A 24416-nucleotide genomic window follows, 5' to 3' on the forward strand; every position below is an offset into this window, starting at 1 on the left:
GACGTCCGGCCGCACCGGTCAGGTCCTGCCGACCGCTAATCCGTCGATCTGAACGATCTTCCCGGCGCTGACCGTGCGGAACGTGAGCGTTCCGTTGAACAGCGTGCTCTGCACGGGCAACCCGAGCACGACCTGGTAGTGCGTCGTCGGGTAGGCGAGGTTGAGCGTGGTCAGCAGCCGGTTCCCGGCGTAGACCGCGACGGCCCCGCAGGTCGGACACCGCGTCGCGATCAGGAAGAACCGCTTGCCCTGCACGGTCCGCGTCAATGCCGCGCCGGAGGCCGTGGTCTGCGTATCCGTCCCGAAGTAGAACTTCGTCGAGGACCCGCGCGCCCACCCGGTCGTTGCCATCGCCAACGACCGGTCGTCCAACGGCCGCGAGAAGCAGCGCTCGGCACTCCACTGGCCGACGTTCCCGAGCTTGTCCCACGCCCGCACCGAGACGCAGTACTCGTACCCGGCCGCGACCGCAAGGTTCATGGACGTCGCGGTCGTCTTCGTCCACGGCTGCACATAGGCGCTGTACGGCCCGGCAGATGTGGCCCGCCGGTACTGCACGTCGTACGACGCGACCCCGCTCGCGTCCGTGGCCGACACACTCAGGGTCGCCGTTGCGGCGACCGAGGACTGGTACGCCGGGCCGACCATCCGAGCCACCGGTCCGGTCGCGTCGACCGTGATGTCCCGGTACGCCCCGCCGATGACGACCTGGTAGTTACCGGACCGCAGTTCGGGCGCCGTGAACGGTGAGGTGCACGGCTCGGCGGGCCTGAACGATCCCTTCACCTCGCACGTGAATTTGGTGCCCGCCGGGAAGGCGGAGCCGTCGAACGGGATCGAGATGTTCGTTCCCATCACCGCCGGCGTCGGCCCGATCACGACCCCGAGCTTCTGCCAGGCGACGTCGGCCCGATGCGTAGCCGTCTGTCTGGCGAGCTCGTTGTACACGTACAGGTCGCCGCCGAGATCCAGGCCGAGCTGGTAGACCCGGCCGCCGGCCGTCAGCGCCAGGATCCAGGTGTTGCCGGACCAGGCGATCGCCCGCACCTCCGAGTCGAGCGACGGACTCGTTCGCTGCGTCCCGGCCAGTCGCACTGTCGAGCCGTCGCCGAACGCGACGTACCGGCCGTCGGCCGAGACTCGAACCGGCCGGCCGTCCGCCACCTCGGTCTGATCCGGCAGCGTGGTCGTTCGGCTGCCGCCGGCCGTCGCCTCGACCGTCGCGAGCCGGCTCGGCGTGATGCGGTGGTCGGACACCACCAAGGTGCGGGCGTCCGGCATCCAGCTCGGGCTGGACAGCCGGCAGTCGACCTTCAGCGGCGTACCACCTGCGGCCGCGATCACGTACACGCACGGCGTGGCGTTCTCCGATGCCTGGAACGCGATCCGGGTGCCGTCCGGCGACCAGGACAGGTGAGTGATCGGCGCTGTGGAGGTCCAGAGTTTCACCGGTACGCCGAGATCGCCCGGCTCGACCCGCTGCGTCCACAGCGACCGCTCGGTGGTGTTCGTGACGTAGGCGAGCGACCGCCCGTCCGGAGAGCTGGCGAGGCCCTCCTTCGGGGTGACCGGGTCGGCGGCGGCCGGGAACGGCACGACGTGCCCGTACAGGTCGGCGGCGGCCAGGTCCAGGGCGTCCGGTTGGTCTCCTTGCGTGATCGCGATCTGCTCGGTCGCCGGCGGGACGGGTTTGCGGGCGCCGACAGGGCCTTCGCCGACCTCGTTGACGACCGACACGGCGTACTCGATGCCGACCTTCGTGCTGGGTTCGGCGACCGTGAAGTCGGCCGTGGACGTCTTCACGGGGAACCACTCGACGGTATCCGCGCCGTTCAGGTAGCGGTGCAGGTTGTAGCCGCGAACGGCTGTTCCCGCCGCGGTCTGCCGCGACTCCCAGCTCACCGTGTGGCCGCTGTACGTCGACCGCACCGTCACCTCCTGCGCCTGCGGCACGTCGACGCCGTAACCGGTCACGGCGACCGTGTGACGCCCCAAGGAGGTGGAGTCCGAGATGGTCAGGGTGTCCGAGTCCGGGCCGGTCGTCTCGGGCAGGAACCGCACGCTCACGGAGCACGTTGCCGCCGGCGCCAAGGTCTGCGAGCAGTCGTGCGGAGCGTCCGGGTTCAGCCGCCAGGCGTTCCCCACCATGGTCAGCGAGACGCCGGTGATCTGGACCGGAGCGGTTCCCGTGTTCTTCACCGTGAAGGACGCGGCCGCGCCCACGCCGTACCTGACCTTGCCGAAGTCGTACTTCTCGGGCGTGACCGACAGCGCCTGGTATCCGACCGTGCTGTGGTAGCGCAGGTCGATCGCGTGGAAGACCGGACTGCCGTCGCAATCGTGCATGCGCAGGCTTGCGGTGAGAGTATCGAGCTCGAGCGCGGCCGTGTAAGCCACGGCGGTGACCGACAGGTATCCGCTCGCGGTGCAGCTGTGGTCGCCCTGGGTGAGCTCGAGCTCGGACGGCGTCAGCGAGTAGTTGCCCGGACCGGCGATGAACGCAGGAAGCCGGACCTTCACCGTGCCCGCGGACAGCGTCCGAGAGCCGTCGGCCGGTGCGGACGCCGTGACCGCATCGGCGATCTCGTCGTGCGGCCAGGTCGTGCCGGGGTCCACGTCCAGAGCGAGTACGTCGATGTCGCCGACGGCCGGAGTCGTGGTGTTGCGGGTGGTCGTGACCGGGGCGCCGGCGGCGGTCTCGGCGTCGGCGGTCGCGACGACCCGGTACGAGGCCGTAGTTCCGGGGGCGATGTTGTCGTCGACCCAGCTGACGCTCGCGGCGCTCAGCGGGCCGCTGACGTTACCCCAGTCGGCACTGCCCTCCTTGCGCTCGACGCGGTAGGCGGATGCGTCGACGGGGTTCCAGGTGATACCGACGCCTGCGCGGGTCGGGAACACCTGTGCGGTCGGGCCGCTGAGGGCGGTTTCGTCGCCGAAGGCGGCGTGGGCGATGAAGGGGAGGGTGATGGCTGCGAGGGCGGTGGCCAGGGCAGCGCGGAACAGGGTCGATTTGCGGGCGCGGCGCATTGAATCTCCAGGGCAGGGGACTCCGGCGCACCCCGAGCGACACCGGCGAAAGGGAAAGAACTATCCCGAAAACGGACCAGACCGCAAGCTGGTTGCAGCTTGCTGCAGTCAGGCAGCGAGGCGGGAGTGGGCGACGCGGTGGTGGAGGGTGAGCATGCGGTTGACGCAGGTTTGCCATTCGTAGCGTTCGGCTCGGTGGCGGGCGGCGGCCCGGCGGCCGGGGACCTTCGCCAGCGCGAGGACCGCGTCGGCCAAGGCGGAGGGGTTGGCGGCCTCCCAGCGGCCGCAGGTTTCGTCGACTAGTTCGCGGGCGCCGCCGGTGTTGGCGGTGACGACCGGGGTGCCGGCGGCGAGGGCCTCGAGGACGGCCAGGCCGAAGGTCTCGCCGGGGCAGACGGACAGTGCGATGTCGGCCTCGGCGAGATGCCTGGCGAGTGTCTGGCGGCCGTCGACGTACCCGTGGAAGGTGATCGGCGCGTCGCCCGCGATCTCGATCAGCTCGTCGAGGTGCGGGCCGGTGCCGTACACGTCCATCTGCAGCTTCACGCCGCGGCGGTGCAGCTCGACCGCGGTGGCGACCGCGAGGTGCGGGCTCTTCTCCCGCGACAGGCGGCCGGCGTGCACCAACTTGAGTACGCCGTCGTCGACCGGCTCGGCCCGTGACGGGTGGAAGGTCTCCAGGTCGACCCCGAGCGGGATCCGGACCAGCGGGGTCGTCACCTCGTCGAACTCCGCGGCCGCGTAGCGGGACGTGACCACCACCGCGTCGTACGTGCGGCTGAGGATCCGGTAGAGCGCGGCGACAGTCGCGACCACGTGGAGCTGGCTGGCTTTCACACCCTCGGCCCGGCGCTGGACGCTTTCACCGGTCCAGCGGCTCGTGCGCTGGCTGACTTCGCCGAGCATCCGGCCGGGACGCAGTACGTCGTGGCCGCCGAGCTGACCGGGACGGGCCGAACCCAGCGCCAGCATCGCGTCCAGACGCTCGTGGCTGAACAGGATCGTGCCGATGTCGTTGCGACGGGCCCAGCGCGCGACCGGGAGCAGCGTCGACTTGTCCGAGATCTCGACCGTCGTCGGCCCGAACTTCTTCAGTACGTCGATCACGTTCCACGGGTTGGTGATGAGTCGGTACCCGCCGCTCACCTTCGGCGCCTTCACCCGGACCACCGTGCCGAACTCGGTCTCGGTCACCTCGTCGCGTTCGCCCGGTGTGATCACGATCCGCTCGGCACCGGCCTCGACGTACCCCTGGCCGATCTGCTCGATCGCGGTCCGCATGCCACCGGACGTCGGCCCGACGAAGTTCGCCAGCTGGGCGATCCGCAGCCCCGTCACGCGACCCGCCGGATCGCCGCTGCCTCACGCAGTACGTCGGCGTAGTGCCGGTCGACCAGGTCGTCGACCACGGCCGGCCAGGTCCGGGACTGGACACGTTCCAGTCCGGCGGCCGCCATCCGGCCGCGGGCCTGCGGGTGGTCGAGCATGATCTTCACCTGGTCGCGCAGCGATCCCGCCTTGCCCGGCTCGAACAGCAGGCCGTTTTGGCCCGGGTGGATCAGGTCGAGCGGGCCGCCCGCGGCCGGGCCGACGGTGGCGACGCCGGACGCCTGCGCCTCCTGGATCGTCTGGCAGAACGTCTCGTGCTCGCCGGTGTGGACGAACACGTCCAGCCCGGCGAAGATCGAGGCCAGGTCGGCGCCCCGGCGCATCCCGAGGAAGGTTGCCGTCGGCAACGCACTCTCCAGCGAGGCGCGGTCCGGCCCGTCGCCGACGATCACGATCCGGCAGTCCAGCTCGGTCAGCTCGGCCAGCCGGCGGACCTTCTTCTCCGCGGCCAGCCGGCCGACGTACCCGACGATCGGCCTGCCGTCCGGCGAGATCTCCCGGCGCCACTGCTCGCTGCGGTTCGCGGGGTCGAAGAGGTCGAGGTTCACGCCACGGCCCCAGAGGTGCACCCGCGGTACGCCGCGCTGCACCAGCGCATCGACGGCCGAGGACGAGGGGGCGAGCGTGCGGTCGGCGCGCGAGTGCGTCCGGCGTACCCAGCGCCAGATGCCGCGGTCGGCGGCGGCGTACCAGGGGTACTGGCGGGCGAAGCCGGCGATATCGGTCTGGAAGATCGCGACCGTCGGCAGCCCGAGCTTGCGGGCCGCACGCAGACCGTACGCGCCGATGATGAACGGCGAGGCGAGGTGCACGAGGTCCGGCTTGAAGTCGGCCATCGCCCGCTCGATCGACGGATCCGGCAGGCCGACCGGGTACTCCTTGTAGCCGGGCGTCCGGAAGCTGCGGGCGCGGATCACCGGTACGTCGCCGTACGCGTCCGGCCCGGGTCCGGGGGCGATGATCAGCAGTGCGTGCCCACGGGCGCGCAGCCGGTCGGCGACATGGCGAGCCGTGTTCGCCACGCCATTGATCTGCGGCAGGAAAGTCTCGGCCACCATCACGATTCGCACACTTCGAAGGTTCCTCACCGTGCATGAACCCTGGGCGACGCTCTCGTGACCCCGCGTGGATGCCCTGTCGACAGGTGCAGGGCTTTGAAGTGTCCTTCAGGTTGCCACCGGGCTGTGCTCGGTTAGTCGCACGCGAACTCTGGGGACCGGGACCCGGGGTTGATCAGGTCATCAGCAGGAAGAACTCCTCGTTGAAGAGGGTGAGGCGGAGCTGCTTGCCGATCACCTCGAGGTCGACACGCCAGCCGGCGACGTACGCGATGTGGGTCTTCCCGTCGAGGTGCTGGGATACCCAATCCTGGATCGGCGCGACGGCGCTGCCGTGAAGCCGGTCGAGTAGGTCTTCGGACAGTTGCGCGGAGGTTGCTCCGGTAGCGACGAGATAGGTGATACCGGTGTCCGCGCCGGAGAACTTCAGCGCCAGCCCCGGCTTGCGCTGACACGTCTCGTTGTCGGTCGCACAGGTGTAGCCGTCGCCGGTCAGGTCCTTCGCCAACTCGGGCTCGGTGGTGTCGAGGTGCAGTACCGGGACCTTGATCTGCTGGTTGCCGAACCTCTCGGCGTTGATCACCGTCTTCGGACCCCGGGCGACGATCTCGTACTTCCCCCAGTTGCCCTCCATCGCGCCGCCCCAGGTCTGCCGTAGTACTCCGGTCAGCTTCTCCAGGTCCGCGGGGAACGCGACCGGTCCGACCGTGGCTACCAGCGACTGCAGGGCCGGCGCGGTCTCGCCTTTGCCGGTGGCCTTGATGGTGAGCGCGCTGACCGCGCCGCCCTGCTTGTACTGGAAGGCGACCGCGAGCGTCGTACGACCCGATGTGGCGAAACAGCCGGAGTGTCCGCCGTCGGCGCTGGTGAATCGCACGCTGCACTCGAGACCACGTGTGGTGAGCGCGTCGGCGAGCGCCTTCGCCTGACCTGTCATCGTGCCGCCGGCGAAGACGCCGTCCGCGAGTGTGAGCCCGCCGTCGGCCGGTGCGTCGACATCGGAGTCCTTTCAGGGCGGAAGACGAAATCTAACGGAGGCGTGTGCCGGAGCACACATCGGCGACGTGCGCTGGTGCATACCAGTGCGGCGGTGGTTCGGAATACCGTGGGGGAATGAGTCATCGCAGCGAGTCCGGGTTCGAGTTCTCTCCGGTGTACGAGCCGCTCGAGGGGTTCGATCCGGCGGGGAAGCTGGGGGAGCCGGGGCAGTTCCCGTACACCCGGGGCGTGTACCCGACGATGTACACGCAGCGGCCGTGGACGATGCGGCAGTACGCGGGGTTCGGGACCGCGGCCGAGTCGAACCAGCGGTACCACCAGCTGATCGACCACGGGACTCACGGTCTGTCCGTGGCCTTCGACCTGCCGACGCAGATGGGTTACGACTCGGACGCGTCGATCGCTTCTGGTGAGGTCGGGAAGGTCGGGGTGGCGATCGACTCGATCGACGACATGCGGGTGCTGTTCGACAAGATCCCGCTGGACCAGGTCTCCACGTCGATGACGATCAACGCGCCCGGGTCGGTGCTTCTGCTGCTCTACCAGTTGGTGGCCGAGGAGCAGGGCGTGTCCGCGGACAAGCTCACCGGCACGATCCAGAACGACGTACTGAAGGAGTACATCGCCCGCGGGACGTACATCTACCCGCCGAAGGAGTCGCTGCGGCTGATCAGCGACATCTTCGCGTACTGCCAGGCGGAGCTGCCGCGGTGGAACACGATCTCGATCTCCGGCTATCACATGGCCGAGGCGGGGGCGACGCCCGCGCAGGAGATCGCCTTCACCTTGGCGAACGGGATCGAGTACGTCCGCGCCGCGGTCGCGTCCGGATTGGACGTGGATGAGTTCGCGCCGCGGCTGTCGTTCTTCTTCGTCGCGCGGACGACGCTGCTGGAGGAGGTCGCGAAGTTCCGTGCGGCACGGCGGATCTGGTCGCGGGTGATGCGGGATTCCTTCGGCGCTCGCAATCCCAAGTCGTTGATGCTGCGCTTCCACACCCAGACTGCCGGCGTACAGCTGACAGCGCAGCAGCCCGAGGTCAACCTCGTCCGCGTCGCGATCCAGGGGCTGGCCGCCGTACTCGGTGGGACGCAGTCCCTGCACACCAACTCGTACGACGAGGCGATCGCGCTGCCGACCGAGAAGGCGGCCCGTCTTGCGCTGCGCACGCAACAGGTCCTCGCGTACGAAACTGACATCACCGCCACGGTCGACCCGTTCGCCGGCTCGTACGTCGTCGAGTCGCTCACCGACGAGGTCGAGGCCGCCGCGGTGGAGCTGATGGACCAGGTCGAGGAGTACGGCGGGGCCGTCGCCGCGATCGAGAAGGGTTTCCAGAAGCAGGAGATCGAGCGGTCGGCGTACCAGATCGCCCAGGAGATCGACTCGGTCGAGCGTGTGGTCGTGGGGATGAACAAGTTCAAGATCGCCGAGGAGGAGCCGTACGAGCCTCTCCGCGTCGACCCCACGATCGAGGCCCAGCAAACCGCCCGCCTCGCAGACCTCCGCGCCACCCGCGACCAGGCAGCCGTCGACGAAGCCCTCGCCGCCCTGAAAAAGGCTGCCCAAGGCAACGACAACTGCCTCTACCCGATGAAAGAAGCCCTAAAAGCCCGAGCCACAGTCGGCGAAGTCTGCAACACCCTCCGAGAAGTCTGGGGCACCTACGTCCCCGCCGACACCTTCTAAACCAGGAACACCGCCAAACACACCCTCGAAACGACACCGCTCCGCGGCGACTGTCTTATCGGCCGCCTCCGGCGGCGGTGCACGTCCATCCACGCGCGCATGCCCCGGCGCGGGCGATGAGGTGGCCGAGCAGGCACACGGAGCGGACACCGCTTCGCGGCGGCTGTCCTGTTGGCCCGCCTCCCGCGGCGTGCGCGCCGTGCGCCGTCGAGCGGATGTGGTCGGCGCCAGCTGATGTGGTGAGCAGGCAAAAGGACACCGCTGCGCGGCGGCTCTCCTGTTGGCCGCCTCCGGCGGCGGGGCAGGTCCGTTCACCCGCGCATGCTCCGGCGCAAGCGAACAACTGAGCGAGCAGCCACACGGAGCGGACACCGCTGCGCGGGGACTGCCTGTCGGCAGCCTCCGGCGGCGTGCGCACCTGCACTGTCGGGCGGATGTGGTGGGCGCCAGCTGATGTGGTGAGCAGGCAAAAGGACACCGCTGCGCGGCGGCTGTCTGGTTGGCCGCCTCCGGCGGCGCAGGTCCGTCCACGCGCGCATGCCCCGGCGCCGGCGCATATCCGTCCACGCGCGCATGCCCAGGCGCAGGCGACGGGATGGGCGAGGAGGCGCAGGGGAGCGACACCGCCTCGCGGCAGTTGACTGTTGGCCGGCTTCCGCGGCGTGCGCGCCATCTGCTGTTGGGCGGATGTGGTGGGCGCGGGCTGATGTGGTGAGCAGGCAGAAAGGTCGCCGTTGCGCGGCGGCTGGTCGTTGGCGGCCTTCGGCGGTGTGCGCGTCATGCGCCGTGGGGTGGACGTCCTCGGCGCCGGGCGGTGGTCGAGGACCAGGTCCAGGTCGACGTACAAGAGCGAGCGCCTCGACGCCAGACGTCCAGCCGTCCTGCAGCTTGGCTTGTTAAACCGCGCGTTGCATGCGACGATATTCGAACGTTGCGAAAGTCCGTTCGATGTGTTCGTTACAGGAGGTGTCATGGCTGCCGAGCTCTTTGAGTCGCAGACCTACCTGCCTGAAGAGCAGGAGCAGATGGCGACTATCGCCAGCTTCCTCGATGCGCACCACAGCAAGACGGGCGAGCGCCCGGAACGGCGATACTTCCTCGCGGGTGCTGAAGAACACGAGCAGATCGAGGTCCCTGAAGCGCTCCACCTGGTGCTGGTTCAGGCTGTCGCGGCGCTGAAGGCCGGCAAGGCGGTCACGATCTCGCCGACCATGCCGAAGTTGACGACCCAGCAGGCCGCAGATCTTCTCGGGGTCAGCCGGCCGACCGTGGTCCGGTTGATCGACTCCGGCGAGCTCGCCTGCGAACGGATCGGCAATCGCCGGAAGGTTCTCCTGCGGGATCTCCTTGCCTACCGCGAGATGAGGCGCCAGCGGCAGTACCAGGCGATCGCCGACATGTCGGTCGACGTGAGTGAGGATGAGGACCCCGCCGTCGTAAGCGAGCGACTCAAGCGGATCAGGAAGCAGCGAGCCGAGCACAGAAAGCGACCTACCGATCTCTGAGAGTATTGGGGTGTGTTCGCCGCCCTCTTAGATACTTGCGTCCTTTGGCCCAGCCGGCAGCGGGACTTCATCCTCAGTCTTGCCGTGGAAAACCTCTATCGCCCGCTGTGGAGCAGCGCGATCCTCGATGAGCTGCAAGCCTGTGAGATCGACAAGCACACAACGAAGTACGGACTCTCCGAGGCCGACGCGGAGACCAGGGCCGCGTACCTCATCGAGCAGATGCGTACGCACTTCGACGACGCCGAAGTCCAGAACTGGGAGCCGTACGAGGGCACATTCGGCTTACCCGACCCCTACGACGAGCACGTCATCGCGGCCGCCGTGGCAGGCAATGCAGGCGCGGTTGTCACAAACAATCTCAAGGACTTCCCGGCTGACAAGGTTCCGCGCGGTGTCGAGGTTCTGTTGCCGAGTGAGTTCGCGGCCAACACTGTGGCGGTCTCACCGCAGCGGGCGCTGAAGGCGGTCGCCGAACTGACCCAGCGGTGCAAGAACCCGCCGATCTCGGTCGATGAGTTCCTCGAGATGCTCCGAGACAAGTACGGGATGGACGAAGCGGTCGACCTGATCAGCGAGGTTCGGTAAGTGCTCGCGCTGGTCGTGTCACGACAGGGGTAGGTAGGTCTGGCAGGCCTCGGTGTTGTGGAGGTGGATGTTGGGGCGGCGGTGGGTTTGCCAGTTTTCGCGGGTTAGGCGCCAGCGGTTCAGGAGGGCGGGTTCGCCTAGGCGGGTGGCCCAGTCTGTGCCGTTGGGTTCGTAGCCGAGGGCTCGTGAGATTGCGTTCGAGCCGTGGTTGTCGACGAACGCGTCGCTGCCCGCCTCCTTCGCCCCGAGGCCCTCGAACGCGAGGTGCAGGATCGCGGCGCGCATCTCATGTCCGAGACCGCGGCCGCGCTCATCGGCGGACAGCCACGAGAAGCTCGTGACCGTGCCGAGGGTGGAGAAGTTCACGCCGATGAGGTCCTGCATCCCGACCGGGCGCCCGTCGACGACAACCACGAAGTACAGCCGCCAGGCGTCGCTCTCCACCTTCCCGCGACCACGCCAGATCGCCCGCATCCACTTGGCCACCCGCTGGTCCGGATCGGGCTCGTAGAGCGAGATCGGGTCGTCGTACGGCGGTGGGTCCGCATCCGTCTTCCCGGCACGAACCACCTCCGCCAACTCGCCCAACAGCTCGTCGGTCGCCCCCCGCAACTCCAACACCGGCGTACTGACCCGCACGTCAAGCAACGGATAAGTCGTCATCTGCTAATCCAACAACGCGACTGAGGTTAGGACTGTGGTGCCTAGGGTTATGGCTTCTTCGGAGGGGGTGAAGCCGGGGGTGTGGAGGTCGGCGGCGGTTTCTGCGGAGGGGTGGCGGACGCCTAGGCGGGCCATGGCGCCGGGGACGTGTTCCATGTACCAGGCGAAGTCTTCGCCGCCGAGGCTCTGGTCCGTGGGCGCGATCGCGCTAGAGCCGAGCGTCTGCTGTACGGCGTTCTGCAGGACCCCGATCGCGGTGGTGTCGTTCATGACGGGCGGTACGCCGTGGGTGACCTCCGTGTCGACCTCCACGCCGTACGGGCGGACGATCTGCTCGGCCAGCGAAGGGATCAGCTCCTCGGCCAGCCGCCAGGCGTTGACGTCGAGGCAGCGCAGCGTTCCCTCAGCCTCGCCGCGGGACGGGATCGCGTTGGCGGCCGAGCCGGACGTGATGCGGCCCCAGACGAGCGACATGCCGGCCCGCGGGTCTACCCGCCGCGACAGCGCAGCGGGGAGCTCCGACACGAGAGTCGCGAGCGCGTAGACAAGGTCCGCAGTCAGATGGGGCCGCGACGTGTGACCGCCCGGCCCAGTCAACCGCACCAGGATCCGATCAGCGGCCGCGGTGAGCGCGCCCACCCGCAGTCCGACCTGTCCGACCTGCAGCCGCGGGTCGCAGTGGAGCCCATAAATACGGCGGACCCCGTCGAGTCCGCCGGCTGCGATGACGCCGAGCGCTCCGCCCGGCATCACTTCCTCCGCAGGCTGGAAGATCACCCGCACCCGCCGGTCCAGCTGCCCGTCGCGCGCCATTCCGGCCAGCACCAGCGCCGCACCCAGCAGAGCCGACGTGTGTACGTCGTGACCGCACGCGTGAGCCACCCCGTCGATCGTCGACCGCCACGGCGCGTCCACGCCGTCAGGCACCGGCAGCGCGTCGATGTCCGCCCGCAGCGCGACGCAGGAGTCGCCGGCGCCGATGTCGCAGATCAGGCCGGTCCCGGTCGGCAACACGCGCGGGGACAGCCCGGCCTCGACCAGCCGCTTCTCGAGGATCTCGGTCGTCCGTACCTCGTGCCACCCCAGCTCCGGGTGCGCGTGCAGATCCCGCCGTACGTCGACCATCTCCTCGCGTACCGCCTCGACCCGCGCGAGTACGTCCGCGACCAGCAACTGATGACTCATCCCGAGATTGTGCACCAGAGTCGGTCGATGCCCCACGGCGACGACCACAGTCCGTGAGAGCCGCCACGGAGCGTGCACACCGTGACGTGGGTGGCGCAGCCGGTGACCGTACCGGAGAAGTTGTCGAAATGTGACGAGAATGCCGGTCACTTTCCGGTATCGAGGCCTGCGCGACGTTCAAAGAATGACGGGGCGCGCCCTATAGTCTGCGGATGCGGCACGTGGGGGAAGGCGTGCCGGGCAAAGATTTTCTGGTCGACGAAGGAGACGTCCGGTGAAGAAGTACGTGCGGGGAACGGCGATCGTGGGCGTGCTGACGCTCGCCGTCGCCGCTTGTGGGAGCAAGCCGACCGACAGTAGCTCCAGCGGCAGCGCCAACAAGGACTTCAAGGCCTGCATGGTCTCCGACTCGGGGGGTTTCGACGACAAGTCGTTCAACCAGACCTCGTACAAGGGCCTGCAGGACGCCGTGAAGGAGAAGGGCCTGACCGAGGTCAAGGCCGAGTCGAAGTCCGACAACGACTACACGACGAACATGACCGCGATGGTCAGCGCGAAGTGCAACGTCATCGTGGCCGTCGGGTTCAAGCTCGAGGACGCCACCGAGGCGGCCGCCAAGGCGAACCCGAACATCAAGTTCGCCATTGTCGACTCCGCGCCGAAGGCGCCCATCGCGAACCTGAAGCCGCTGCTGTTCAACACCGCGCAGTCCAGCTTCCAGGCCGGATACCTGGCCGCCGCGATGACGCAGTCCGGCAAGGTCGGCACGTTCGGCGGTCTGCAGATCCCGACCGTGACCATCTTCATGGACGGCTTCGCCCAGGGCGTGCGGTACTACAACACGCAGAAGAGCAAGAACGTCCAGGTGCTCGGCTGGGACGACCAGAAGCAGAAGGGTCTGTTCACCGGCGACTTCGAGGACAAGGCCAAGGGCCAGAACAACGCGCAGAACCTGATCACCCAGGGCGCGGACGTGCTGTTCCCGGTCGCCGGCCCGTCGGGTCTGGGCGGTCTGCAGGCGGCCAAGGCCAGCAACGGCAAGGTCAACGCGATCTGGGTCGACACCGACGGCTGCGTCAGCGCCGAGGAGTACTGCTCGGTGCTGATGAGCAGCGTCGAGAAGGGTATGGACGTCGCCGTGAAGGACGCGGTGATCTCGGTCGTCGACAACAAGTTCGACAACACCCAGTTCACCGGCACCCTGCAGAACGGCGGTACGGCGATCGCGCCGTTCCACGACTTCGACAGCAAGGTCCCGGCGGACGTGAAGTCCGAGCTGGACACGATCAAGGCCGACATCATCAGCGGCAAGATCACGATCGAGTCGAAGGTACAGCCGAAGGCGTCCTGATCGATCGCGCGTTCGCGTAGTACGGTGCGAGCCAGGAAGGCAGCGGACCCACCGGTCCCAGCCTTCCTGGCTCGCCGTCTGAAGGGGAGGCTGCCCGCATGCATCTCGAGCTGTCCGGCCTGACCAAGAGCTTCGGCTCGCTGGTTGCCAACGACCACATCGACCTGGTGATCGAACCGGGCGAGATCCACTGCCTGCTCGGCGAGAACGGAGCCGGCAAGAGCACGCTGATGAACATGCTCTACGGGATGCTGCAGCCCGACGAGGGCGAGATCCTGATCGACGGCGAGAAGGTGAAGATCACCTCGCCGAGTGACGCGATCAAGCACGGTATCGGCATGGTGCACCAGCACTTCATGCTGGTCCCGGTGTTCACCGTCGCCGAGAACATCATGCTCGGCCGGGAGAACACCCGGGCCGGCGGCGTCCTGGACCGGAAGAAGGCCGACGCCCTGGTCACCGAGCTGTCCGACCGGTACGGCTTCGAGGTCGACCCGGAGGCGCTGGTCGAGGACATCCCGGTCGGCGTGCAGCAGCGGGTGGAGATCATCAAGGCGCTCAGCAACGACGCCCGGGTGCTGATCCTGGACGAGCCGACCGCGGTACTGACCCCGGCGGAGATCGACGAGCTGATCGAGGTCATGCGCCAGCTCAAGGAGAACGGCACGTCGATCGTCTTCATCACCCACAAGCTCAAAGAGGTCAAGGCGATCGCGGACAAGATCACCGTGATCCGCCGTGGCAAGGTGGTCGGTCAGGCCGAGCCGTCGGAGACCGAGGAGCAGCTCGCCGAGCTGATGGTCGGCCGCGCGGTCGACCTGGTCGTCGACAAGGAGCCGGCCCAGCCGAAGGACGTCGTACTGCGGGTCGAGGGGCTGACCGTGATCGACGAGCGCGGGTTCACCGCCGTCGACGACGTGGACCTGGAAGTCCGGGCCGGCGAGATCCTCGCGGTGGCCGGTGTCCAGGGCAACGGTCAGACCGAGCTCGCCGAGGCGCTGCTGGGGCTGATCCAGATCGCGGCCGGGAAGATCTCGCTGGACGGCGAGGACCTGACCGGCAGGTCGACCAGACAGCGGCTGGACGCCGGTATCGGGTACGTCCCGGAGGACCGCGCCCACGACGGCTTCGTCGGCTCGTTCACGGTCGCCGAGAACCTGATCCTCGACCTGTTCCGCAACGCGCCGTTCGGCAACGGGCTGGCGCTGCGGACCGACGAGATCGAGAAGAACGCCGAGGCGCGGGTGGCGGAGTTCGACATCCGCACCCAGAGCATCGACCTGCCGGTGTCGTCGCTGTCCGGCGGTAACCAGCAGAAGGTCGTGCTGGCCCGCGAGCTGTCCCGGCCGCTGAAGCTGCTGGTCGCCTCGCAGCCGACCCGTGGTGTCGACGTCGGCTCGATCGAGTTCCTGCACACCCGGATCGTCGAGGAACGTGACAACGGCACCGCCGTCCTGATCGTGTCCACCGAGCTGGACGAGATCGCCGCGCTGACCGACCGGGTCGCGGTGATGTACCGCGGCAAGGTGGTCGGCGTCGTACCGGCCGACACCCCGCGCGACGAGCTCGGCCTGATGATGGCCGGCGCCTCCAAGTCCGAGGCGCACGACGTCGCGATCGAGAACCCGACCACGTTGGGAACCATCTAGATGAGCACAGACACAACGGTCGAGCCGGAGCCCGCCGCGCCCGTACCGGCCAAGGAACCGCAGCGCTCCGGCCTGCCGTCGTGGGCGATCCAGGGCCTGGTCTCGCTGAGCGCGATCGTGCTGGCGCTGGTGGTCGGGGCGATCCTGATCATCGTCAGCGACGACCAGGTGAAGACCGCCATGGGGTACTTCGGCGCCGCGCCGATGGACACCGTCTCCGCGGCCGCGAGCGCCGTCGGTGAGGCCTACAAGGCGCTCGCCCTCGGCGCGTTCGGCTCGGTCACCGCGATCAGCGAATCGTTGACCCAGGCAACCCCGCTGATCTGCGGCGGTCTGGCGGTCTCGCTCGCGTTCCGCACCGGACTGTTCAACATCGGCGCGCAGGGCCAGCTGATCGCCGGCGCGATCCTGGCGGCGTACGTCGGGTTCGCCTGGCACCTGCCGCCCGGTCTGCACCTGATCGTGGCGATCCTCGCCGGTCTGCTCGGCGGCGCGCTGTGGGGCGGCATCGTCGGAGTGCTGAAGGCCCGCACCGGCGCGCACGAGGTGATCGTGACGATCATGCTGAACTACGTCGCGATCTATCTGCTCGCCTGGCTGTTGACCACGTCCGCGTTCCAGCGGCCCGGGCGGACCGACCCGATCTCGCCGATCGTCGACGCCAACGCGCAGTACCCGCAGTTCGGCGACACCCGGCTGCACGGCGGCTTCATCCTCTCGGTGCTCGCCGCGATCTTCGTCTGGTGGCTGCTGAACCGGTCGACGATCGGCTTCGAGCTGCGTGCCGTCGGAGCGAACGCCGACGCATCCCGGACAGCGGGTATGTCGGTCGGCCGGGCGTACATCATCGCGATGGTCGTCGCGGGCGCGCTCGCCGGTCTGGCCGGGACCCAGCAGGTGCTCGGGACGGACCTGCCGTTGACCGACGGCGTCGCGGCATCGGTCGGCTTCGACGCGATCACGGTCGCGCTGCTCGGCCGCGGCACACCGCTCGGCACGGTCCTCGCCGGTCTGTTGTTCGGCGCTCTGAACGCGGGCGGTCTGCAGATGCAGCTGATCACGCAGACCCCGTTGACGCTGACCACGGTCCTGCAGGCCGTGATCGTGCTGTTCGTGGCGGCCCCGGCTCTGGTGCGCTCGATCTTCCGCTTCCTGCCCAAGGAACGCGGCGCCGGCGCCGTCCTCGCGAAAGGCTGGAACGGATGACCGAGACGACTCCCGACGCGGTGCCCGCGGCGCCCGCGAAGCCCAAGGTCATCGAGGCGCCGGCCGATCGGACCCGGCGGTTGCGGGTCGGCGGCCTGATGCTGGTGTTCGCGCTGATCGGTCTGCTGCTGGCGATCTTCACCAAGAGCGGCAAAGCGACGTTCCAGCTGGTCTCCGGCGATCTGCAGAACAACCTGCTGCATCTGCCCGCGCAGGCGGTCGGTCTGCTGCTCGGCATCCTCGGCGTCGCCGCGGCCGCCGCGTACGTCGTCCGCCGGGTTCCGCAGCGGTACGCCGGCTGGCTGGCAGCGCTGCTCGGCATCTGCTTCATCGGCGCGTTCCTGTGCTGGGCCTCGGCGGGCAAGACGTTCCCGCTGGCGAACCAGTTCCAGGGCACGCTGAACTTCGCCACCCCGCTGATCCTCGGCGCGCTCGCCGGTGTGCTGTCCGAGCGGGCCGGCGTCATCAACATCGCGATCGAGGGCCAGTTCCTGACCGGCGCGTTCACCGCGGCCGTCGTTTCCAGTACGACGGGAAGCGCCGCGGCCGCGCTGATCGCCGCGGCCGCGACCGGCGTGCTGATGGCTGCGCTGCTCGCGGTGTTCTCGATCAAGTACCTGGTCAACCAGGTCGTGCTCGGTGTCGTGCTGGTGGTCTTCGCGACCGGCATCACCGGCTTCCTCTTCGACGAGTTCCTGCAACCGGACGCGAACAAACTGAACACGCCGGAAGTGCTGTCGGCGGTGAAGATCCCCGGTCTGGCCAGCATCCCGTTCTTCGGCCCGATCCTGTTCAACCAGACGATCCTGGTGTATCTGACCTATCTCGCGGTCGCGGTCGTCACGTTCGTGCTGTTCCAGACGCGGTGGGGCCTGCGGATCCGCGCGGTCGGCGAGCACCCGAAGGCCGCCGACACGGTCGGTATCAACGTCAAGCGGATCCGGTACTCCGCCGTACTCTCGGCCGGCATCCTGGCGGGGCTCGGCGGCGCGTTCTTCACGGTCGGGTACGCCGGTTCGTTCTCGAAGGAGATGACCGCGGGCAACGGGTTCATCGCCCTGGCCGCGCTGATCATGGGCCGCTGGCACCCGATCGGCGCGACGGTCGCGGCGCTGTTCTTCGGCTTCGCCACCCAGTTGCAGTCGCAACTGCAGATCATCCAGACCCCGATCCCGGGCGAACTGTTGCTGATGGCCCCGTACCTGGCCACGATCATCGCCGTAGCCGGGCTGGTAGGCAGAGTGAGAGCACCAAAGGCCGACGGTGAGCCCTACGTCACCGAATAGCCCGGGTGGTGTGATGGGGGATGCTGAAGTGGTGGACGTGGACTGGGTGCAGCTGCGGGCTGCTGCTGTAGAGGTGATGGGGCGGGCCTACGCGCCGTACTCCGGGTTTGCTGTGGGGGCCGCGGCGTTGGTGGATGACGGGCGGGTTGTTGCTGGGTGCAATGTCGAGAACGCCTCGTACGGGCTGACGTTGTGTGCGGAGTGCGGGCTGGTTTCCGAGCTGCATCGGACCGGCGGCGGGCGACTCGTGGCGTTCAGCTGTGTGGATCACCACGGGGATCTGCTGACGCCGTGCGGGCGCTGCCGCCAGCTGCTACATGAGAACGGCGGGCCCGGCCTGCTCCTCGAGACGCCGACCGGACCGCGCCCGTTGCGTGAGTTGCTGCCCGACGCGTTCGGGCCGGAGGACTTGGAGAACTGATGAGTTTCGACGCGGTGGATGTCATCCGGGCCAAGCGGGACAAGGGCGAGCTGAGCGACGGGCAGATCGACTGGGTGATCGACGCCTACACCAAGGGCGAAGTTGCCGACGAGCAGATGTCCGCGCTCGCGATGGCGATCCTGCTGAACGGGATGAACCGGCGCGAGATCGCCCGCTGGACCGCGGCGATGATCGCGTCCGGCGAGCGGATGGACTTCGGCAAGCTGTCCCGGCCGACCGCGGACAAGCACTCGACCGGCGGTGTCGGCGACAAGATCACGTTGCCGCTGGCACCTTTGGTGGCGGCGTGCGGGGTCGCCGTACCGCAGTTGTCGGGCCGGGGCCTCGGCCACACCGGCGGCACGCTGGACAAGCTCGAGTCGATCCCGGGCTGGCGGGCCGCACTGTCGAACGACGAGCTGATGCGGCAGCTGGAGGACGTCGGCGCGGTGATCTGCGCGGCCGGAGACGGCCTGGCTCCGGCCGACAAGAAACTGTACGCGCTCCGTGACGTGACCGGCACGGTCGAGGCGATCCCGCTGATCGCCAGCTCGATCATGAGCAAGAAGATTGCCGAGGGCACCGGCGCGCTGGTGCTGGACGTGAAGGTCGGCTCCGGCGCGTTCATGAAGGATCTGGCCGACGCGCGCGAACTCGCCGAGACGATGGTTGCGCTGGGCACCGATGCCGGCGTGAAGACCGTTGCCTTGCTCACCGACATGTCAGTCCCGCTCGGTCTGACCGCGGGCAACGCGCTCGAGGTCCGTGAGTCGGTCGAGGTGCTGGCCGGCGGCGGTCCCGCCGATGTGATCGAGCTGACCGTTGCCCTGGCCAAGGAGATGCTCGCCGCGGCCGGCGTGACCGACGTCGACCCGGCCGAGAAGCTCAACGACGGTACGGCGATGGACGCCTGGCGCGCGATGATCTCGGCTCAGGGCGGCGATCCGTCCGCGGAGCTCCCGGTCGCGCCGGAGCAACACGTCGTACCGGCTCCTGCGTCTGGCACGCTGTCCAAGCTCGATGCGCTGGCTGTTGGTGTGGCTGCGTGGCGGCTCGGGGCCGGCCGGGCTCGCAAGGAGGACCCGGTGTCAGCGGTGGCCGGGGTCGAGATGCATGCGAAGCCGGGCGATCAGGTGCAGGAAGGTCAGCCATTGCTGACCCTTCATACGGATGACCCGAGCCGGATCGAGCGTGCGCTGGAGTCTCTGACCGACGCGGTAGCGATCGCGGACTCCTATGAACCAGGTCCGTTGGTGATAGACCGGATCGGTTAAGGGCTTCAGCTGGAGGTTGCGGTGAAGCGGGCTCGCTGGTCCTTCGCGAGCGCCGTGACGAGGGCGGTGTCCGGGGTGAGATTGCTGCCTATGGGACCAACCTCGCGGACGCTGATCTCGACGACCATCGGCCCGACGGCGAGGCTGACCTCGGCGACGGCGGTGGACTGGGAGGTGCCGCCGTCGAACTCGACCCGGGCGTCGGAGAGCGCGCCGGGGAGGTTGAACGGGTGCTCGTGGGCGTCCTGGTTCCAGAAGCCCTTCTGGAGGGCCACGGCCTTGCTGGCCGAGCCGGTCTTGAACAGCTGCAGCGTGAAGCGCTTCTTCTTGTCGGGGCTCAGCCGGGACGCGCGGTACCCCTCGACGAAGCTCGCGTTCAGCAGCAGGGCACGGTCCAACGCGGGGTCGGCGGACCAGGTGTTCAGGAAGCCGGTCGCGGTGAACGGGCCGGTGACGTTGGCGCGCGGGTCCGCGACATAGCCGCGGGGCAGTACGGCGAGGCCGGCGAGCGAGCCCGTCGCCTTCTGGGCCGGGCCCGACAGCGAATGCTTGGCTGCGGGGGTCTCGGCGGCGGTGGCCGACGCACCGTCCTCACTGCCGCAGGCAGTCACAGTCAGCAGCAAAGCGGTTACTACAACGGCAGCGCCCACGGCTTGACTCCGCGCAGTCCGCGTCACGGTCCCTCTCCGTCCAGCTACTCGCCCCCGAGCGCATCCGACAGTTCCGAGGCCGATGCCATCAGAAGTTGGTTAACTCCAGGCAAACAGTCTTGTTTTATTGGGACGTCGACGGAGTGAGAAGCGTCTCGATCCGGCGGCGGGCGGCCTTCGGATGGAGTGGTTCGCAGCCGGCCTCGACGCAGCGCCGTACGACGGCGGGGTCGTCGCGGAGCAGCAGGAGCCCGCGCCGGAGCAGCGTCAGCGGGGGTTTGCGGCGCTCGCGGAGGTCGCGCTGGAAGCGGCGGAAGAACGTGACGAGCCGGTGGTGACGGACGCAGATCGCGGCGGCGAGCAGGTCGCGATCCCGGAGCGCGCCGACGATCTGGTCGGCGAAGATGCCCTCAGCAACGATCAGCGCGGAACCGCCGGTGGTGACAGGCCGGTGACCGACGGTGCCGTCGGCGGCGATGTCGTAGATCGGGAGGTCCGCGGCCCCCGTCGTACACAACTGCTCGAGCGCCGCGACCGCACGCTCGCCGTCCCAGGACCGTGGGTCGTCCCAATCGACGATCCCGAGCGAAGACCGCGGCATCGCCTCGTCGTCCCCGTCCCGGTAGAAGTCGTCCAGCCGCACCACCGGCAACCCCACCAACTCCGCCAGCCGCGACTTCCCCGCCCCCGAAGGCCCCGCCAACAACACCACCCGTGAACGCACCCCCACATTCTCCGCCAGCCGGTGCAGTAACGGCCAATCCCACCCACCGATAATCAGTCATGCCGAAGATGAAGCTGGGCGCCGCCTTCTACGCGCTGATCGCGGCTGGGTGGCTCGCGTCCGCCGTTGTGCTGGTCCTTCGGCCGTTCGGGGCGTACGCCGACGCCGAGCGGTGGTTGCAGATCGCCAGTGCGATCGTGTTCGCGCTCAACGGGCTGCTGTTCGCCGTAGGCGCGGTGACTCGGCGGGGGCTGGCAGGCCAGTCTGGGCCATGGATCTGCCGCAACGGCTGGGCCCTCGTCGTCGGCCTCGCCGCGGTCATGTTCGTGCTGTCGCTGCTGACCGACGCCGAAGGGATCTCGCCGTTCCCGACTGCGACGGCGGTCTTCATTCCGCACTGGGTCAATCGGCTGAAGGAGAAGTACGACGAGGGGGTGGCGGAAGCGGTCACAGGAGCGCCCGACGAAGGTCGGCCGCCGCTTCGGTGAACCAGGTGTTGGTGCGGTTGGTTAGTTCTGACTCGCCGGTGGTCCAGCGTTGGTGGAACCAGGGGTGGCCGGATTCGGCGCCTTGGCGGACGTAGGCCATGCACCAGATGTGGTTGTCGGCGGCTGCGTCGACCAGGCGGAGGCGGTCGGGGCCGGTCAGGCCGTAGGCGTCGGCGAAGCGGCGTAGGCGGGTGAAGGAGCGGCCTCGGCGCACGTCGTGGATGTCCGCGTCGGGGCGGAGCGGCGCCCACAGGCGGACCGCGGTGGCGACGTCCCAGAGGGGCGAGCCGGGGCCGGCGAGGTCGAAGTCGATGAGGGCGACCGCGAGGCCGTCACGGAAGACCACGTTGTCCAGGTTCGGGTCGTTGTGGCTGATCAGCCCGGTGACGTACGCCGACGGCACCGGCTCGGCCCACTTCAACCCGACGGGCCGGAAGTCCGCGACCGCCTCGTGGTACGTCCGCAGCAGGTGCGCCACGCTGTCCAGCGCCTCGTCGGTCATCGACCAGTCCGGGTACGGCGTGGTGACCGTCTCGCCGGGCAGGTACGACAACACCTCTCGCCCCTGCGAGTCGATCCCGAGCAACCGCGGTGCGCCCTCGAACCCGACCCGCTCCAGGTGCTCGAGCAACGCATGCGTCGCCAGGCTGCTGGGACGCAGCGGACGACGGACGGTGTTCGCGACCCGCACGACCAGCCCACGGTTCGCAGTACCGCCGGGCAACTGGGTCTCAACCTCGGGCAAGGGCATCGCGGGTCAGTTTGTCTCGTTCAGCAGGGCCTTCGCCAGAGGTGCGTGGGTAACGATCCCGTTGACCAGCCCGCTGCGTACGGCGGCGCGCACCGCGGCGACCTTCGCCAGCCCGTACGGGATCGCGATCACCTCGTCGATCTTGTCCATCTGCTCGGCGTTGATCGCGATCACCCGATCGGTGACGCGGCTCTGCACCGGCTCGCCGTCCGCATCCACGAACACCCCGGAGATGTCCGCGACCACGCCGCGCTTCTCCAGCTGTTCGCAGGCCTTCTCGTCCATCGCGTCGTACAGCGTCGACTGCCCGGCCGCCCACGAGCCGAGCCCGACCACGGCCTTGCTGACCGAGTCGAAGTGGCTGATCGCCTCCGCGACCTCCGGCTGCTGCCGCAACGCCCGCGCCGTCGCCGCATCGGGCACGACCAGCGGCGCATAGAACAGGTACGCCGGTCCGCCGGACAAGCGCGCCGTGTGGCGTACGAGCTCTACAGAGTTCGCCTCGACGTCCGGCCGAGTGAGCGCACCCGTGAGTTGGACGACCGGCACAGGGGCGAGCGTCGTCAGTTGCTCGGTCATCGCGGTCACCGCACGAGCCCACGCAAGGCCGAGGACGTCCTCTGCGGTGACGATCTCCGACAAGAGATCAGCGGCCGCCTTGCCGAGTTGGGTCCGCAGAGCCGGCTCGTCGACCTCAGGTGTGTCGACCACGATCGCCCGCCGCAGGCCGAGCGCCTCCTGCAGCTGGACCGACAGCTCCAGGTCGATGGCCCCGGGGTGGCTGATCTCGATCCGCACCAGCCCACTGCTGCGCGCCTGGTCGAGCAATCGCGCGACTTTGAACCGACTGAGCCGGAACTCGTCCGCGATCTCCACCTTCGACCGCCCGTCGACGTAGTACCGCCGCGCGATCGACGCGGTGAGCACCAGCTGCGCCGGCCCGAAGGACTCCATCAAAGCCTCCCCGCTCATATGAGCACCATCGGACCCAAGTGTTGCACAGACCCTTGACAGGTCAAGTCCCTTCCTAGTTCACTCATCCTGTGAGCGCACCCTTGCTCAAATGAGCGGGGCGACGAAGACCACCTGCCCCGCCTCGCTTCGCTCGGCGGGGCGGGGGTTCGCGGACCGAAGGAGCGGCTAGTGCCCGGAAGAAGGCTTATGGCGGTCGGTGTCGCGCTGGTGTTGAGCGCGGCCAGCGGGTGCGCCGGCTGGGGTGGTGGCGCCGGTGGCGGCGACAGCGCCTACAGCATCAACGTGCTGATGGTGAACAACCCGCAGATGGTCGACCTGCAGAAACTCACCGCCGACAACTTCACCAAGCAGACCGGCATCCACGTGAACTTCACCGTGCTCCCGGAGAACGACGTCCGGGACAAGATCAGCCAGGAGTTCTCCAGCCAGGCCGGTCAGTACGACGTGGCGTCGGTCAGCAACTTCGAGATCCCGATCTATGCCAAGAGCAAGTGGATCGCCCCGCTGTCGGACTACATCGCCAAGGATTCGTCGTTCGACCAGGACGACATCCTCAAGCCGATGACCCAGTCGATGACCGCGGACGACGGCAAGATCTACGGCGAACCGTTCTACGGCGAGTCGTCGTTCCTCATGTACCGCAAGGACATCCTGGCTTCCAAGGGCGTGACGATGCCGGCCAAGCCGACCTGGCAGCAGGTCGCGGATATCGCGGCCAAGGTCGACAACGCCCAGCCCGGGATGCGCGGCATCTGCCTGCGCGGCCAGCCCGGCTGGGGCCAGCTCTTCGCCCCGCTCACCACCGTCGTGAACACCTTCGGCGGCACCTGGTTCACCCAGGACTGGCAGGCCCAGGTGAACGCACCCGAGTTCACCGAGGCGACCAAGTTCTACGTCGACCTCGTCCGCGCGCACGGCGAGGCGGGCGCCCCGCAGGCCGGCTTCACCGAGTGCCTGAACAACACCATCCAGAGCAACGTCGCGATGTGGTACGACGCAACCTCGGCGGCCGGCTCGCTCGAGGCGCCGAACTCGCCCGTCAAGGGCAAGATGGGCTACGCGCCGGCTCCGGTCGTGAAGACCGACAGCTCCGGCTGGCTGTACGCGTGGGCCTGGGGCATCCAGGAAGCCTCGAAGAAGAAGGACAACGCCTGGAAGTTCATCTCCTGGGCCTCCGGCAAGGACTACGAGAAGCTCGTCGGCGAGAAGGTTGGCTGGTCCAACGTTCCGGCCGGTAAGCGCGCGTCGACGTACGAGATCCCGGAGTACGTGAAGGATGCGGCCGCGTTCGCGGAGCCGACCAAGTCGGCGATCGAGAACGCCGACCCGAAGAACCCGGGTGTCCAGCCGCGGCCGGCGCCGGGGATCCAGTTCGTCGACATCCCGGAGTTCCCGGACCTCGGGACCCAGGTCAGTCAGGACGTGAGCTCGGCGATCGCCGGGCGGATGAGCGTCGACAAGGCTTTGAAACGCGGGCAGACGCTCGCCGACGACGTCGCCGAGCGGTACCGCTCGCGCGCAGCGAAGTGAGGGGTGCG

At 68.4% G+C, this 24416-nt stretch carries 21 protein-coding genes; 11 read left to right on the forward strand and 10 right to left on the reverse strand.

Annotation, left to right across the window (positions count from 1 at the left end; genetic code table 11):
- Positions 1-18 precede the first annotated feature (18 nt).
- The 4 genes from ACQPYH_RS07595 to ACQPYH_RS07610 all read right to left on the reverse strand — a co-directional run bounded on the left by ACQPYH_RS07595 (position 19) and on the right by ACQPYH_RS07610 (position 6411).
- Positions 19-3027 carry a choice-of-anchor D domain-containing protein gene (locus tag ACQPYH_RS07595; RefSeq protein ID WP_432888432.1) on the reverse strand — a complete coding sequence of 1003 codons (3009 nt, stop codon included), beginning with the start codon at positions 3025-3027 and terminating at the stop codon, positions 19-21.
- A gap of 108 nt (positions 3028-3135) precedes the next feature.
- Positions 3136-4365: a glycosyltransferase gene (locus tag ACQPYH_RS07600; RefSeq protein WP_432888434.1), complete on the reverse strand. Its 1230-nt coding sequence runs from the start codon at positions 4363-4365 to the stop codon at positions 3136-3138.
- Entirely contained in the window at positions 4362-5486 is a 1125-nt protein-coding gene (locus tag ACQPYH_RS07605) for a glycosyltransferase family 4 protein (protein WP_432888436.1), read from the reverse strand. Before ACQPYH_RS07605 ends, ACQPYH_RS07600 begins: the two co-directional genes overlap by 4 nt.
- 163 nt (positions 5487-5649) lie before the next feature.
- A complete protein-coding gene (locus ACQPYH_RS07610) occupies positions 5650-6411 on the reverse strand; it encodes a hypothetical protein (protein WP_432888438.1) in 762 nt (253 codons plus the stop codon).
- A 176-nt stretch (positions 6412-6587) separates the two neighbouring features.
- Here ACQPYH_RS07610 and ACQPYH_RS07615 point away from each other — a divergent pair, with 176 nt between their 5' ends.
- From ACQPYH_RS07615 to ACQPYH_RS07625, 3 genes are all read left to right on the forward strand, one after another.
- Positions 6588-8162: an acyl-CoA mutase large subunit family protein gene (locus tag ACQPYH_RS07615; protein WP_432888440.1), complete on the forward strand. Its 1575-nt coding sequence runs from the start codon at positions 6588-6590 to the stop codon at positions 8160-8162.
- Between the two features lie 734 nt (positions 8163-8896).
- Positions 8897-9667 carry a helix-turn-helix domain-containing protein gene (locus ACQPYH_RS07620; protein ID WP_432888442.1) on the forward strand — a complete coding sequence of 257 codons (771 nt, stop codon included), beginning with the start codon at positions 8897-8899 and terminating at the stop codon, positions 9665-9667.
- A gap of 84 nt (positions 9668-9751) precedes the next feature.
- A complete protein-coding gene (locus ACQPYH_RS07625; protein ID WP_432888444.1) occupies positions 9752-10255 on the forward strand; it encodes a PIN domain-containing protein in 504 nt (167 codons plus the stop codon).
- Positions 10256-10273: 18 nt separating this feature from the next.
- Here the strand turns inward: ACQPYH_RS07625 and ACQPYH_RS07630 are convergent, their stop codons facing one another.
- Both ACQPYH_RS07630 and ACQPYH_RS07635 read right to left on the reverse strand, forming a co-directional pair.
- The gene (locus tag ACQPYH_RS07630; protein WP_432888446.1) at positions 10274-10918 is read right to left on the reverse strand and encodes a GNAT family N-acetyltransferase; all 645 of its coding nucleotides are present in this window, start codon (positions 10916-10918) and stop codon (positions 10274-10276) included.
- Between the two features lie 3 nt (positions 10919-10921).
- On the reverse strand, positions 10922-12103 hold the full coding sequence (locus ACQPYH_RS07635; RefSeq protein ID WP_432888448.1) for an amidohydrolase: 1182 nt from the start codon (positions 12101-12103) through the stop codon (positions 10922-10924).
- Positions 12104-12377: 274 nt separating this feature from the next.
- Here ACQPYH_RS07635 and ACQPYH_RS07640 point away from each other — a divergent pair, with 274 nt between their 5' ends.
- The 6 genes from ACQPYH_RS07640 to ACQPYH_RS07665 all read left to right on the forward strand — a co-directional run bounded on the left by ACQPYH_RS07640 (position 12378) and on the right by ACQPYH_RS07665 (position 19290).
- Positions 12378-13454, forward strand: coding sequence for a BMP family lipoprotein (locus tag ACQPYH_RS07640; protein ID WP_432888450.1), 1077 nt, complete (start codon positions 12378-12380; stop codon positions 13452-13454).
- A gap of 98 nt (positions 13455-13552) precedes the next feature.
- Positions 13553-15103 carry an ABC transporter ATP-binding protein gene (locus ACQPYH_RS07645; RefSeq protein WP_432888452.1) on the forward strand — a complete coding sequence of 517 codons (1551 nt, stop codon included), beginning with the start codon at positions 13553-13555 and terminating at the stop codon, positions 15101-15103.
- Positions 15104-16309: an ABC transporter permease gene (locus ACQPYH_RS07650; RefSeq protein ID WP_432888454.1), complete on the forward strand. Its 1206-nt coding sequence runs from the start codon at positions 15104-15106 to the stop codon at positions 16307-16309. It abuts the gene before it with no gap.
- Positions 16306-17595: an ABC transporter permease gene (locus ACQPYH_RS07655; RefSeq protein WP_432888456.1), complete on the forward strand. Its 1290-nt coding sequence runs from the start codon at positions 16306-16308 to the stop codon at positions 17593-17595. Before ACQPYH_RS07650 ends, ACQPYH_RS07655 begins: the two co-directional genes overlap by 4 nt.
- 31 nt (positions 17596-17626) lie before the next feature.
- Positions 17627-18016 carry a cytidine deaminase gene (locus ACQPYH_RS07660; RefSeq protein ID WP_242000527.1) on the forward strand — a complete coding sequence of 130 codons (390 nt, stop codon included), beginning with the start codon at positions 17627-17629 and terminating at the stop codon, positions 18014-18016.
- Positions 18016-19290, forward strand: a complete 1275-nt coding sequence (locus ACQPYH_RS07665; protein ID WP_432888458.1) for a thymidine phosphorylase — start codon at positions 18016-18018, stop codon at positions 19288-19290. Before ACQPYH_RS07660 ends, ACQPYH_RS07665 begins: the two co-directional genes overlap by 1 nt.
- Positions 19291-19295: 5 nt before the next feature.
- Here ACQPYH_RS07665 and ACQPYH_RS07670 read toward each other — a convergent pair whose 3' ends face one another.
- Both ACQPYH_RS07670 and ACQPYH_RS07675 read right to left on the reverse strand, forming a co-directional pair.
- Positions 19296-19940 carry a hypothetical protein gene (locus ACQPYH_RS07670; RefSeq protein ID WP_432888460.1) on the reverse strand — a complete coding sequence of 215 codons (645 nt, stop codon included), beginning with the start codon at positions 19938-19940 and terminating at the stop codon, positions 19296-19298.
- Positions 19941-20064: 124 nt separating this feature from the next.
- Positions 20065-20664, reverse strand: coding sequence for a uridine kinase family protein (locus tag ACQPYH_RS07675; protein WP_432888462.1), 600 nt, complete (start codon positions 20662-20664; stop codon positions 20065-20067).
- Positions 20665-20723: 59 nt separating this feature from the next.
- On the opposite strand from ACQPYH_RS07675, the gene ACQPYH_RS07680 reads away from it, so the two are divergent.
- Positions 20724-21152, forward strand: coding sequence for a hypothetical protein (locus ACQPYH_RS07680; protein ID WP_432888464.1), 429 nt, complete (start codon positions 20724-20726; stop codon positions 21150-21152).
- Here the strand turns inward: ACQPYH_RS07680 and ACQPYH_RS07685 are convergent.
- The gene (locus ACQPYH_RS07685) at positions 21112-21903 is read right to left on the reverse strand and encodes a phosphotransferase (RefSeq protein ID WP_432888466.1); all 792 of its coding nucleotides are present in this window, start codon (positions 21901-21903) and stop codon (positions 21112-21114) included. The genes ACQPYH_RS07680 and ACQPYH_RS07685 overlap by 41 nt on opposite strands.
- Positions 21904-21909: 6 nt before the next feature.
- Positions 21910-22875 carry a sugar-binding transcriptional regulator gene (locus tag ACQPYH_RS07690; protein ID WP_198681638.1) on the reverse strand — a complete coding sequence of 322 codons (966 nt, stop codon included), beginning with the start codon at positions 22873-22875 and terminating at the stop codon, positions 21910-21912.
- A 189-nt stretch (positions 22876-23064) separates the two neighbouring features.
- Between ACQPYH_RS07690 and ACQPYH_RS07695 the strand changes: the two genes are divergently transcribed.
- Complete coding sequence (locus tag ACQPYH_RS07695; RefSeq protein WP_432888468.1) at positions 23065-24408, forward strand: ABC transporter substrate-binding protein; 1344 nt, start codon at positions 23065-23067, stop codon at positions 24406-24408.
- Positions 24409-24416 lie beyond the last annotated feature (8 nt).

Origin of the sequence: Kribbella sp. CA-245084 (assembly GCF_050942355.1) — a bacterium.
Taxonomy (GTDB): Bacteria; Actinomycetota; Actinomycetes; order Propionibacteriales; family Kribbellaceae; genus Kribbella.